The organism is Chloroflexota bacterium (assembly GCA_026713825.1).
Taxonomy (GTDB): Bacteria; Chloroflexota; Dehalococcoidia; order Lucifugimonadales; family UBA1127; genus UBA1127.
Window position 1 is genome coordinate 16,572 of sequence record JAPONS010000071.1, and the last position, 12,454, is coordinate 29,025.

General features: G+C 65.4%; 8 protein-coding genes, 2 tRNA genes and 1 pseudogene. 3 read left to right on the forward strand and 8 right to left on the reverse strand.

What is annotated here, in order from left to right; all coding sequences use genetic code 11:
- Positions 1–2: 2 nt before the first annotated feature.
- The 4 genes and pseudogenes from OXC99_08900 to OXC99_08915 all read right to left on the reverse strand — a co-directional run bounded on the left by OXC99_08900 (position 3) and on the right by OXC99_08915 (position 7,914).
- Positions 3–5,717, reverse strand: coding sequence for a HEAT repeat domain-containing protein (locus tag OXC99_08900; protein ID MCY4625101.1), 5,715 nt, complete (start codon positions 5,715–5,717; stop codon positions 3–5).
- Positions 5,715–6,128, reverse strand: a pseudogene (locus OXC99_08905) (transglutaminase-like domain-containing protein). The gene OXC99_08900 and the pseudogene OXC99_08905 overlap by 3 nt, the downstream one beginning before the upstream one ends.
- 30 nt (positions 6,129–6,158) lie before the next feature.
- Positions 6,159–7,340, reverse strand: a complete 1,182-nt coding sequence (locus tag OXC99_08910; GenBank protein ID MCY4625102.1) for a hypothetical protein — start codon at positions 7,338–7,340, stop codon at positions 6,159–6,161.
- Between the two features lie 497 nt (positions 7,341–7,837).
- Positions 7,838–7,914, reverse strand: a tRNA-Glu gene (locus tag OXC99_08915).
- Positions 7,915–8,048: 134 nt separating this feature from the next.
- Here OXC99_08915 and OXC99_08920 point away from each other — a divergent pair.
- The 3 genes from OXC99_08920 to OXC99_08930 all read left to right on the forward strand — a co-directional run bounded on the left by OXC99_08920 (position 8,049) and on the right by OXC99_08930 (position 9,669).
- Positions 8,049–8,134: transfer RNA gene (locus OXC99_08920), tRNA-Leu, on the forward strand.
- A gap of 59 nt (positions 8,135–8,193) precedes the next feature.
- Positions 8,194–8,478 carry a hypothetical protein gene (locus OXC99_08925; protein ID MCY4625103.1) on the forward strand — a complete coding sequence of 95 codons (285 nt, stop codon included), beginning with the start codon at positions 8,194–8,196 and terminating at the stop codon, positions 8,476–8,478.
- A gap of 63 nt (positions 8,479–8,541) precedes the next feature.
- Complete coding sequence (locus tag OXC99_08930; GenBank protein ID MCY4625104.1) at positions 8,542–9,669, forward strand: DUF362 domain-containing protein; 1,128 nt, start codon at positions 8,542–8,544, stop codon at positions 9,667–9,669.
- A gap of 76 nt (positions 9,670–9,745) precedes the next feature.
- Here OXC99_08930 and OXC99_08935 read toward each other — a convergent pair whose 3' ends face one another.
- The 4 genes from OXC99_08935 to OXC99_08950 all read right to left on the reverse strand — a co-directional run bounded on the left by OXC99_08935 (position 9,746) and on the right by OXC99_08950 (position 12,444).
- Positions 9,746–10,438: a ubiquinone/menaquinone biosynthesis methyltransferase gene (locus OXC99_08935; protein ID MCY4625105.1), complete on the reverse strand. Its 693-nt coding sequence runs from the start codon at positions 10,436–10,438 to the stop codon at positions 9,746–9,748.
- Positions 10,435–11,394 carry an NAD-dependent epimerase/dehydratase family protein gene (locus tag OXC99_08940; GenBank protein ID MCY4625106.1) on the reverse strand — a complete coding sequence of 320 codons (960 nt, stop codon included), beginning with the start codon at positions 11,392–11,394 and terminating at the stop codon, positions 10,435–10,437. The genes OXC99_08935 and OXC99_08940 overlap by 4 nt, the downstream gene beginning before the upstream one ends.
- A complete protein-coding gene (locus OXC99_08945; protein ID MCY4625107.1) occupies positions 11,387–11,758 on the reverse strand; it encodes a hypothetical protein in 372 nt (123 codons plus the stop codon). The genes OXC99_08940 and OXC99_08945 overlap by 8 nt, the downstream gene beginning before the upstream one ends.
- 95 nt (positions 11,759–11,853) lie before the next feature.
- On the reverse strand, positions 11,854–12,444 hold the full coding sequence (locus tag OXC99_08950; protein ID MCY4625108.1) for a class II aldolase/adducin family protein: 591 nt from the start codon (positions 12,442–12,444) through the stop codon (positions 11,854–11,856).
- Between the last annotated feature and the right edge of the window lie 10 nt (positions 12,445–12,454).

Below are 12,454 nucleotides of genomic sequence, written 5' to 3' on the forward strand. Positions count from 1 at the left end.
AGCTACTCCTCCACCACGGCGTGCCATGCGCGGTACATGGACTCGTAATGCCGGCGGACGATGGGGTGTTCGCTGTAGTCGGCCTCCTCAAAGCGGGATATCAGCTCATCCAGGGGCTTCTGGGGCACGGGCAACTCCCGGGACACGAGCAACAGCTCGACTTCCCGAGGCGTCATCTGGTCAACGGACGTGTTGGTCCTGTTCGCCGCCCATTGCAGGAAGGCGTTGTACAGCCGGACGATCTCCTCCCGGAAGTCCACGACGCGGAAAGTCCTGGAATCACTGGCCGGTAGGCAAGCCTGGTTCCCCGCAAGCTCCGCCGCAACCTGGTATTCGCCTGTATCGCTCGCTGTCCATTGGAGCGTGCTGGTCCCGTCGTCGCCCGCGACAAGCGACTGCGGCGGCTCGCCGGCCACGGACGCTTGGACCTCCGCCCCGGCGATGGGAACCCCATCACGGTCCGCGGCCGTTACGGAGACATCCACGTCCTCGCCGACTCCCCACACGTCCGGGATGTCCGCGGCAGGCTTGGCAAACGTTATGGTGAGCGCAACTCGGGTACGGGTCTCCGCCGAATCCTCATCCTTGACGTCTTCAACGCCGTCCCTCAGGGCTTCCTCGGAGACCGTCGCATCCTCGCGGCGCCGGGTGAGGACTCTCGGCAGCGGCACCAGGCGCATTCTGCTGCCCGCATAGCCGGCAACGGCAAGGGCGGCGGCGGCGCCGGGTGCGCCGGCCCACAGAAGCCAGTTGAATCCCCAAGGAGTCACCGGCACGCCGATGAAGTAGGTGAGGGGCATGTGCCGTTCGTCACCGTCATAGGTGAACGTGAGGGGGAGGGTAAGGGCCTCCTCGTCGTCCGGCACAGCGACTTCCAGCAGCGCGGCGCCGAGCCCGTCCGTGGTCAGTTGCGTTCCATCGTCCAAACGCAGACCGGCATTGCGAATGCTTCTCCGCCTGTCGTCCAGCAGTCGGACTTCCAGTTCCGCCAACTCACCGGGCCGCAGCTTGTCCATGGGGGTAACGGTAACGCGGACGGCGGACTTTACCATGAAGGACGCGCTCGCGCTGACATCGAGGCCGGGAGCGGCGACCGTCAACTCGCCGGCCCCCAGCGGGGCGCTATCGGGCACCCGGTGGGTGTAGGAGAAGGTGCCCGTGGCGTCGGCCTGCACGGCGTCGCCCTCCACTGTCAATTCGATGCCCGACGCGGGGCGGGCGCCGAGCAGCGCTGTGCCGCGCAGCGTGACGGTATCGCCGCGCGCCACCGGCTCCAGCGGCTCCAGCAGAAGCCGCGGGACACCGACAACCACGTCGGTTGCGGCGGAGCTCGCCGCCAGGTGGTCGGTTCCGGAGAATGCGACCTCCACGACAAGCGGCGACTCATGGGCCGACTCCGATGCGGTCTCATCGAACAGCGCGACGGTCTCCCATCTGAAGCTGCCGTCGACGCCGGTCGTGAGGGTGAGCGGGATGTCTCCGACAACCTCCATCCGGGCGTCCCGCACGGGTTGCCCGTTGACGTCCCGCAGGGTCCCGGACACGGTGAGGCTCTCGCCGTCCCTGACGATGGCGGGCGCTTCCAGGCTGATCCACGTGGGCGCCAGCACGGAAAAGGTTAGGCGGGCGGAACTCGGGACGATGAAGTCGGCGCCGGGATACAGGACGGAGAGCGAGTGGGGCCCCGTCTGGAAGAAGGCTTCATGACGGTACTGAAATGCGCCGTCATCGTCCGTGGTCACCGCGGCAAGCTCCTCCCCCGCGGCGTCGACGATCCTCAGCGTCGATTGACCGATGGGCGAGCCGTCGGCTTTGGCGAGGCGTCCGGCAAAACCGCCTCCGTCGCCGAGCTCGACTGTGCTGGGCCCCCCCAACGTGAGGAGCGCGGCCTCCCGCACAGCCACCCGCGCGATGGCCTGGGAGGCGAGGATGGGGCCGTCGCCGGCATAGCCGGCGCGAACGGTGAAAGGCCCCGGCTCGTCGAGGATGCTCACGAGATCGAAGGCCCCATCCGCGTCTGTGGAGACCTGCTTCACAGGGAGATCGCCAACGCGGACTACGATGCTCCGGCCGGTAAGCGGCTCGCCGCGCACACCGCGCAGCGTTCCGGTGATGCGGAACTCTTCACCAACCTCCACGGAGACAGAGACATCGACGGCGGTCTCCGTGGGGAGCGTCACCTCGAAGTCGATGCGCGCTCTGTTGTCCAGCAGGAACGCCTGCCCTTTCAGCTCCACCTCAACCCAGTGGGGACCGGGGTCCGCGAAGGCCCGGGTGAACGTGAAGCGGCCGAAGTCGTCAGTCATGACGGGGTCCACGGCGCTGCCGTTCACTGCGACCGTAATTTCACGGTTTGACGCGCCTCGCCCGGTGTCCTCACTGAGCTTGCCCGTGAACACGGCTCCAACGTCCACCGGGATACTGGACGGGCCGGTCAATTGGAGGCCGGTCCCGGAATACACCGTGAGGTCAGGGTCGCTCCATGACTCATTAAAGCTGTCGTTCTCCACGGCGCGGGCCAGCAGCTGCCAGCCGCCCACCTCCAGGGACGGCGGCAATTGCACCTCCACGTCGTACCGGCCTTGGCGCGTCACCGTTTCGCCGATCTTCACGCCGCCATGCTCCTTGGTCTCGTTCACGTAGATCTCGACCTTCATGCCGTCGACAAACCTGCCGGTCGCGGTGTTCACCCAGCCGCCCACGGTGAAGGGCTGCTGTCTCCTGACGTCCGACGGCGACTGCGTGATAGTGGTGATGGTATCCAGCGGGCGGACGGGAATCTCCGGAACTTCGTCTTCCTCTTCCGCCAGCCGCGACGGCGCGGCGCCCGACGCAGTGGGCTCAAAGCTGATCCATCCCAGGCCTTCAAACGCCACTTCTGCCCACTGGTGGGCCTGCCAGGCATACACCGTCTGGATATCCGGGGTAGGGTTGATGACAAAGCCGGACACCACCCTTGCAGGAATGCCGATGGAGCGGGCCATGACCACAAAGACGCTGCTGAACACCCCGCAGGTGCCCTCCTTGTGGTCAAAGAGGAACCAATCGACGGGATCGCGTCCTTGCGGCAAGACATCCTCAGGGCCGTCGGCCAGTCGGTAGGGAAAGGTGGTGCTCAGGTACCGTTCCAGCGCCTTGGCCTTCTCATATGTCGACCGGTACTCTGCCGTTACCTCCAGCGCTAGCTCTCGAATGCGTTCCGGCATATCCGGTGGAAGCTGTAGGTACGTCGGATCCCTGGCGGCGAGGGCGCGGACGAGATATTCATCGGAAAAGCTCAGCGCATGCGACGTCCATTTGTATGCCGGGACAGTCTCACTGGACCGGAATGTCCTGCTATAGGGGCGGTGCGCTCCCCGGAGCGAGATCGTTTGCAGGCCATTGGCAACCGGCACCACGCCGGGAAAAATGACGGCATCGTCCTGGATCGGAAACAGCGTAATCTCGTCTCTCCGTGACCTGTACTCCCACGGGTCTAGCCCTATGAACCCGAACAGAGAGGCATGACTCCGCCTCTCGAAGGGCACGTTTCTGAACTGGCTATCCGTGCTTGCATACTCCGCCCACACTGCATCGGGGACAACGGCGCCCAGAAGGATTCTTACGTCCACCGGGTCCAGTTGCCGCCATCCGCCGTTCTCATACACGTCTCCCGTTGCCATACGCAAGTGGCCGGTGTTGGCGGCGCCAGCGACTTTGAATACCCGGCCCATAGGGAATTCCGATACCTGTGCGGTTGTGGTGCCTCCCGCAAAAGCCAGGTCCTCGCCGTCTTCCACAATCGCCGCGCCGTTCTCCAGCCGCACCACTTCCGCGCCTGATTCCTCCAACGCCCGCAAGGCCTCCTCTAGCTCCTCCGGGTCACCCGTGGGCAGTCCTGCATCCGCCGCCCGCGCCTGCGGCCCGCCGGGGGTCGGTTCGAAGGCGACCCAGCCGAGCCCCTCAAACGCCACCTCTGCCCATTGGTGGGCCTGGTCCGTGGAGACGGTCTGGCTGAAGGGCGTGGCGCTGATGGCCCAGCCCGAGACGACCCTGGCGGGAAGTCCGATTGCGCGGGCAAGGAAGACGAACGCGCTGCTGAAGTTGCCGCATGTCCCCTCCTGTTCCACAAAGAGGAACCGCTCAACGGGATCTTGCACGTCGGGAGCCTTCAGTGCGTCTGATTTGTTTGCAAAGGCATAGTCATAGTTGGTCCGCAGATAGTCGGCGATCGCTTTGGCCTGGGCGTAGGGCGTCGGGTGACCAGCGGTGATTTGCGCGGCGAGGTCAAAGACTGGCCCGGTGCGCGCCCACTCCGGCAGGCTGGTGTACGGAGAATTGATTGGGACGGCTGCTTTGTCCGCCGACCGCAACTGCTCCTCGGAATAGCGATGGACCGCCGCGGTCCATGAGTAGCTCCTGACAGGGTATTCAAGCGCGAAAACACCGCTCTCCGGCAAGAACGTTCCGGGGACCTCCACCCTCTCCAGGTGCGCTGACGTCGGCACCAAGCCGGCCAGGACTCGTAGACTCACGATGGATGGGGGAGGTACGGGCACGACAGTGATGGTGTCCTGGTAAAGGATGTGGGGAGCGACGCTTGGCGAGATGGCCCCGTGCTGTACCTGCTGGTTGGACGAGTGCCGCAGCCGCGTCTGTGGTGCAGCAAGCCACTGCCCATCAACGTAGATGGCGCCGACTGCCGATCGCAGCAGTGTCGTGGATCTCGCGCCTGTCACCTGGAAGACGCCTTCCTTTTCCGGTCCCGCGCTTCGGAACGCAGTAGCGTCCGGGATGACCCCTACCAGATCCCCAAAACGGAGAATGCCCGCTCCGTTCTCCAGCCGGGTTATGGGGCCGTAGTTGTCCAGCGCTTCCCGGGCGGCGTTGCGGACCAACTCATCGGGGTCGCTTGACGCTATAGTAAGAGCGGGAACTGCGTTCAAACTATGACGCGACCCTAACACCTCTGCGGCGGCGGCTCGCAGCGCAGGGTCAGGGTTATCCAGCAGGGTTGCCGCCAGGACGCTGGTCTCCCACCTGGCCAGCGCTTTCCTGGCAGCGCTCTGGACGCTCTGCTCTGGGTCGGTTGTCAAGACGTCCAACAGAGGCGGCAGGGTAACGGCCACCTGAAGCTCTCCCATCGTCTGCGCAGCGGCGGTGCGGACATCCGTGTCGGGGTCGGTGCGGAGCACGGCAACCAGGCCCTCCGCAGTCCAGCGTGCCTTCCGCTCGCCGAGTCCGAGAACGGAGACCTCCCGGACGACAGCTTCTTCATCAGCAAGCGCCGCGTCCAGCAGTCCTTGCTCAGCCTTCTCGCCGCCGATCTGCACCAGGGCCCCCGCTGACGCTAAGCGGACCCGTGCTTCCATGTCGGTGGACAGGGCCTGGCGAAGCGCCTCCACGACCCTGTACGTTCCGGCCAGCCTGAGGCCGTTTGCCGCGGCCTCGCGGACGACCGGGTCCTCGTGGTTCAGGAGCAGCCGGATCAGCTCGTCGACACCGATCTTGTGGATCGCGGTTTCGGCGGCCAGCCGGACCGCCAGCGACTCGTCGCTTTCTGCGGCTTCGATCAGTGCGGGCAGCGCCTCCGGTTCATCGAGATCGCCCAGGGACTCGGCAGCCTCCTCCCTGGCCTTCGCGTCGTCACTGGATTCCAACTCCTCCACCAGGGTTGGGAGTGGTTCAGCTTCCGTTTCAGGGGGGAAGGCGTCTATAAGGGTTGGGTCGAAGCGCACCCATCCGATGCCGTGCAGCGCGATTTCCGCCCATTGGTGCGCCTGGTCGGCGTTGACAACCTGGGGTCCCGCAGCAGCTTCAATGGCCCAACCGGCCACGACCCTCGCCGGGATGCCCGCAGCCCGGGCCAATATGGCGAATGCGCTGCTGAAATGGCTGCTGTCTCCCCAGCGGCGCTCAAAGAGGAACCAGTCGACCGGGTCATGCCCGGCGGGGCGCTCTCTGGCGACCCCTCCATCCTCCGGTTTGGCGTACGCAAAGTTCTCCCGCAAATACGAGTGAATCCGGATAGCCCGAATGTACGGGGACTCGTCCGTATCGAACTGCCCGGCAAGCTCCAGCACGCGGGACGGGAGGTCTTCCGGCAACTGAAGGTAGGCGGAATCAGCGGCGGGAGCGGCCGCGAACATATCGTCTGGCGCAAAGCGGGGGAGGGTGGTCTAAAGCCGGTAGCTGCCGGTGGGCGCCGGGACACTCAGGGTGGCGCTGAATGGATGGAAGGAGACCGGGACGTCCACCTTGAAGAGGAATTCCGTGCTTGGCACGCTGCCCGCGCTGAACACGCCACCCTCCAAGTATGGGGTGACGACGATCACGTCCGGCACCAGATCGGCGGGCTCAACGGTCGGGTAGACCAGCAGCGCCCTGTCCAACCGTTCCGGCGGCAGACCGCCCGCATCAGCGGCCCGCAGCTGCTCCAGCGCAGCCAGCACGTTGTCGGGCACCAGGCTGTCCTTGTCGGCTGGGAGGAAGCCGGGGTCAACCTGCGTCCAGACCCCGTTTTCATACACGTCGCCCGTCGCGGTCCGGAGATAGCGGGTGTGGAACGCGCCGGAAACCCAGAACACCGGCAGCGGATCGGGCGATTCCGACAGGTCCGCCGTGACGGATGGGGCGACGACGGCGCTTACCCCCGGCGGCTGTGGGGCTTCAGCTTCACCGTGCGTCTCGGGGTCCGGATTCGCTTCCTCAACCAGGGGGGCGTCCGTCCTCTGGTGCCGCTCGATAACGTCCGTGTACTCGGAAGGCGCTTCGAGCAATGACGGGCGCTCAAAGAGGTACAGGCCGTCCACGGGCCGCGTGTCGAAGAGGCCAACAGCAGAGGCGGCAGCCAGCCAGGCTATAACGACAAGCGCCAGCGCATACCGGTTGATAAACCCGGCGATGATGAGCGTCAGAAACACCACCGCCACTAGGGCTAGGGCGCCCGACTCCAGGAAGGAGCGATAGACCGTGTGCTCGCTGTAGCCGATATCGCGCCCCACGACACCGGAGAAGGCGAGATACGCTCCCGCGCCCGCGATGGCAAGGGCGCCCAGAGCGCCTGCGGCAAGGGGCAGGGAGGGCCTGAATAGAGCCTTGGCAGGTCGCCGTCCGATCGCCGCAATGAACACCGCAAGGGCCAGGACCACGGATACGCCGAGGACCGCCGCTTCAAGCATGCCGACGCCGTTAGGCAGCCCGACGGTTTCTTCCTGAAAGGGAGTCGTCGCAAGAATGTCACCGGGACCTGAGGAAAGCAGGGAGACCAGGAACTCAAGAAGGAGAAAAAACCCGGCCAACGCCGTCATGAGTATGAGGAGCAGCCTGGCTTGACGCACCAGGGACCTGGACATCGGCACAGATAGGCTTGTACTCAGCCATTGCATATCGAGTCGTCTTCACTCTGCATCCAACTGCCCTGAAGCAGTCCCGCCGGCGCGGGCATCACCGCGCGCCGCGCATCCGCCGACGCTGTTGACACAGGCAGGCGATGCGTCATTCGCAGGCACACTCCCTTTTCAAGGCGCTTCTCATCTATAGGAGGTCATTCTACAACCCCATCGCCGTCACGCCAATGTTGCCCTCAATGGGAGAGCACGGCGGTGTCGGCGCGTCGCCACATGCTGAACCAACTCGACACGGTGACGGCCTACGTGAGGGACATGGCTGCGTTCCTGCGGGAGAGCGGCATCACGGAAACCAAGGCCTTTGTTCGCTCCTTCGTGAAGCAGGTCGCGGTGAGCCCGGCACGGGCCGTCATCCACTACACCATTCCTACGCCGTGGGACAGCCCACTGGCAGGGGCGGACGCGGCAGAGGTGGCTTTGGCGGGTGGTGTTATGAGTACCGCAAGCAGTGGTGGCGCATACGGGATTCGAACCCGTGGTCTCCGCCTTGAGAGGGCGGTGTCCTTGGCCGCTAGACGAATGCGCCACGCGGATACGGCCAATAATGAAGTCTGACATGACAAGTATAGCGCACCCACTTGAGGCGTGTCAGCATCCGTCGCTCCCAACTGTCTCGGTTGAGGGCGGCCACCTGTTCCCGTACAATTGAATTGCTCCCTGGCCGAAGTGGCGGAATGGAAGACGCGGCGGACTCAAAATCCGCTGCCCGCGAGGGCGTGTGGGTTCGACTCCCTCCTTCGGCACCATTGCACTTGCGCCTGATCCCTTCCCCCTTGATGGCGGAAGGGTAGAGCCTGCCCCGTACGTGATACGGAGATGGGGGTGCGCGACCGCCATGGCCGACATGCAAGACGCCTTCAACCTCGCCCGCGCCATCGACGGCCGGCTGGCGTTGGCTGACGAAACCGCCACGGAGCAGGCTGTCGACGACTTCCGGGAAGCCCTCTACGACTACCGCGCCGATGGCGACCTCGACACCTTCCTGGAACGCTGTGCCGCGCTGCTCGCGGAGACCGGTGGTGCGCTCGGTGGACCCGGCGTCGCGGGCCGTTGCTTCCGCGCGCTCGATTCGGTGTTCAGCAGCGGGTAGTCCGTTACACATTGACTTGGGAAGCGCGCGCGTGACCTCCAATTCCTGGGGTACACTGTTTCTATGACAACGCAACCCTCCGCATCTGACGCGGCGAATCTCGGGGCAAGCTCCAAGCGGTCCGTCGTCGCGGTCGTGCGCACCACGCCCGACACGGTGCTCGACGACACCGGCGCGGCGATGCGCATGGCCGGCTACCGGGACGTTCTGCCCATCGCGGACCCTGTCCTGCTCAAGATCAATATCTCCTGGCAGCACTGGTACCCCGCGTGCTCCACGTCGCCGTGGCAGCTTGAGGGCGTCATCAAGACGCTGCGGGTGGACGGCTACTCGGAGCTCATCGGCGCGCACAACGGCACCGTCGTTGTCGACTCCTACGAGGGCGAGGTCGCCAACAAGCACAAGTCGGTCACGGACCGGCTTCAGGTGCCGACGGTCCACCTCGACGTGCCGCCCAACGAGTGGGTGCTCTACGAGCCCAAGGGTGAGATGCTGGTGCTGGACAAGATCTTCCCCGAGGGCATCACCGTGCCGGCCAGCTTTGCCGGCAAGAGCATCATCCAACTCCCCACAATGAAGACCCACGTCTTCACCACCATGACGGGCGCGATGAAGAACGCCTTTGGCGGCCTGCTGAACCGCAAGCGTCACTGGACCCACTCAGTCATCCACGAGACGCTGGTTGACCTGCTGACCATCCAGAAGGAGCTGCACTCCGGCCTCTTCGCGGTCATGGACGGCACCTTCGCGGGCGATGGCCCGGGCCCAAGGGCCATGCGGTGGCACACGCCGGGCGTCATGCTGGCCTCGGCGGACCAAGTAGCCATCGACGCCATTGCCGCGAAGATGATGGGCCTCGACCCGCTGAGCATCCCTTTCATCCGCATCGCCCACGAGCGCGGCCTCGGCTGCGGCGACCCGGATGCGATCGAGGTTGTCGGCGAGGACATCTCGGACGTGAACTACCACTTCGAGGCGGTACAGAACACCTTTGCGAGCCGGGGGCAGAAGCTCATCTACTGGGGGCCGCTCAAGTTCCTCGAGAAGGTGTGGCTGCGCTCGCCGCTGGTGCCGCTGGCCTACCTCGCTTCGAACGTCTACCACAACGGCTACTGGCGCAACCTCAAGGGCAAGCGCCGCATCCGCGAGGCGCTCAACACGCCGTGGGGGAAGCTGTTTCAGGAGTATTAGGGGCCTGACGCCACCTGAACGGATTTGGGTTTTGAATACCCCCAGAGCGAACTATCGGAACTGCTTGCAATCTTGCCTACCCCGCCACCCCCCAGTGGATGGCGATGCTCCCCAGCATGAGACCACGGTAGCCTACCTCTGTGAAACCTGCTGCTGACATGGCCTCAGCGAGCTCGTCCGGGTCCAGGTAACGCTCCACGGAGTCCGGGAGGTATTGGTAGGCTCTTCGGTCGCCGGAGAGGGCCCAGCCTATGAGAGGCATCATGCGACGGAAGCCGACGCTGTAGGCCGCTCGCCCCACGGCGTTTCGGGGCCGCACGATGTCCAGCACCGCAAGGCGGCTGCCGGGCTTCAGCACCCGCTGAAACTCGCGCAGGCCGAGGGGAATGTCGGCGAGGTTGCGCAGCCCGAATCCGATGGTCGCGCAGTCGAAGGTAACGTCCGGGAAAGGCAGGGCCAGGATGTCACCCTGCACACGGTTAATGCGGTCTGAGAGGCCCCGCGCCGCCAGGTCCGGGCCCCCGCGGACCAGCATGGGCGCGGAGAAGTCGAGGGCAGTGACGTGCGCAGCGCGCGCCGCCAGGACCGCCGCGAGCTTGCCCGTGCCCGCCGCGGCGTCCAGCCCTCGCTCTACCGGCTCGGGCGCGGCGATGCGGGAAGTCAGCCGCCGCCACGACTCGTCGCGTCCGAGGGAGGCGACGGTGTTGAAGGCGTCGTAGCGGCGGGCGATGCCGTCGAACATGCGCTGAACGCGCCGTGGGTCGCTCATGCCGCGCCCTGCGCGTGACGCGCCAGCGTCGATGCCTCCAGCGCTTCCCGTGAGGTGTAGCGCGGGCGAAAGCCTGTCTCCCGCGTGAATTTCTCGTTGCTGGCGAACCACGGGAACCGCATCATGGTCAGGCCGCTAGCCTGCGAGTCGCTCTGGATTTGCAGGGCCCAGCTCGCCTGTGTGAGGAAGGTGAGCAGCGGCGCGGGCACGGCGATCGAGCGGCGGCCCGCCACCTGCGCGACCTCGCTGAAGGCGGCGGTGCCCTGCCCTGTAATGTTGTAGACGCCGGGAACGTGCTCAAACAGGCAGAGCTCCAGCGCCTCCTGCGCGTCATCCTCGTGCATGAACTGCATTTGCGGGTCTGCCCCGGCAATGCTGACGAGGAACGGCTTGCGGAAAGCCTGCGCAATGAAGTTGTCTGAGCGAGGCCCCATGATGACGCAACCACGCAACACCGTCACGCAGGTGTCCGGGTTGTCCGCCATGAAGGCATCCAGCATGAGTTCCGTTGCCGCCTTGTCCTCGGCGTATTGAAATCCGCGCACGGGCCGCACCGGCGACTCCTCCGTGTAGGGCAGCGGGTCGTCCCGATGCGGGCCGTAGACGGTCGTGCTGCTGAAGTACAGGATCTGCCGCACGCCCGCCTCTTTGCACGCTCGGAGGGTTTGCGCCGTCCCGCCCACGTTGACGCGCCGCACGAACTCGCGGTTGCGGCCCGGACGCAGCAGAAAGGCAAGGTGGACAAGGGCGTCGACGCCGTATTCGCGAAGGATGTCGGCATATGGCTGACGAATGTCCATGTGGAAACGGGCGACCTTCGGATGCTCGATGGTCAGAGGGCGATTGTCGAATGCGACGACGCCGTCCACGTCATCCGAGGCCGCGAGCCGCTCCACCAGCATGGCGCCCACCGAGCCCGCGGCGCCGGTGACCGCGACTCGAAGGCCGCTAGCCATCGTTGGCCGCGTCGGTGAAGTCGAACCGCAACACCCCGAGACCCTGGACCTCGAAGGCCATGCCAATCTTGTGGGCGCCCGGCGTCAACGTAAGGCCGGACGCCGCGATGGTCGTCGTGCGGTTCATGGCGAGGGTGAAGGGCACGTCGGCGTTTACGTTCGAGAAGGCCACGGTCCTGCCGTCCACGGTGAAGGTGGTGTTCTCCATTGGCACCTCCTCACCGTCGATAGTCAGTGGGTGCATGCCCCTGGCGTAGCCGGACCCCAGGGTGTTCTTCATCTCAAATGACAGACCGTTCTCCGTGGCACGGAGGCTTCCTTTGACGTAAAGCCGGCGGAGCAAGAACCCGGGAACGGAGACCATTGTCCCTCCTGGCGCGGCTACAGTGTGCCCTCAACGGAGAGGCTCATTTGAAAGAGTTCCTCTTCCATGGCGAGCGCCTCCGGGGGCAGGGGCCGCTACAGCCCCAGCAGCCGCGTGATGATGGAGATGTGCGCAGCGCGTTCCACGAGAACCGCGATGTCCATGGCCGTCTCCAGGTCCTTGCCCAGCGTCACCAGACCGTGGTTGCTGATGAGCGCCGCGCTCCGGCCTTCGAGCGCCTCAACCGCCTTGTCCGCAAGCTCCTCTGTGCCCGGCGGAGCATAGCCGGTCACGCGCACGGCGCCGCCGACAGTCACCGCAACCTCATCGATGACGGCGGGAACCTCGATGCCGGCGACGGCGCAGACGGTTGCGTAGACTGAATGCGTGTGGACGACGGCCTTCGCGTCCTTGCGGGCGCGATAAACAGCGAGGTGGAGCGCCGATTCCGACGAAGGCGGGAGGTCGCCGAAGACCGGCTCGTACTCGAAGTCGATAACCGGGACGTCATCGGCAGTCATGCGGCGGTAGGTCACCCGGCTGGGTGTGATCGCAACGAGCGGCGGATCCCCGGGGATGAGCAGGCTGACGTTGCCGCTGGCCCCGGCCACGAGACCCAGACGGTCGAGCTCCTGCGCGGTCTCACAGACGGCTGCCCGCTCGGCGCTCCAGGTCTCTGACGGCATCACTCGCTCC

Coding starts and splice junctions, on each gene's coding strand:
- OXC99_08930 (MCY4625104.1), top strand. CDS start 8,542: ATGACAACGCAACCCTCCGCATCTGACGCGGCGAATCTCGGGGCAAGC.
- OXC99_08935 (MCY4625105.1), bottom strand. CDS start 10,438: ATGAGCGACCCACGGCGCGTTCAGCGCATGTTCGACGGCATCGCCCGC.
- OXC99_08940 (MCY4625106.1), bottom strand. CDS start 11,394: ATGGCTAGCGGCCTTCGAGTCGCGGTCACCGGCGCCGCGGGCTCGGTG.
- OXC99_08945 (MCY4625107.1), bottom strand. CDS start 11,758: ATGGTCTCCGTTCCCGGGTTCTTGCTCCGCCGGCTTTACGTCAAAGGA.
- OXC99_08950 (MCY4625108.1), bottom strand. CDS start 12,444: ATGCCGTCAGAGACCTGGAGCGCCGAGCGGGCAGCCGTCTGTGAGACC.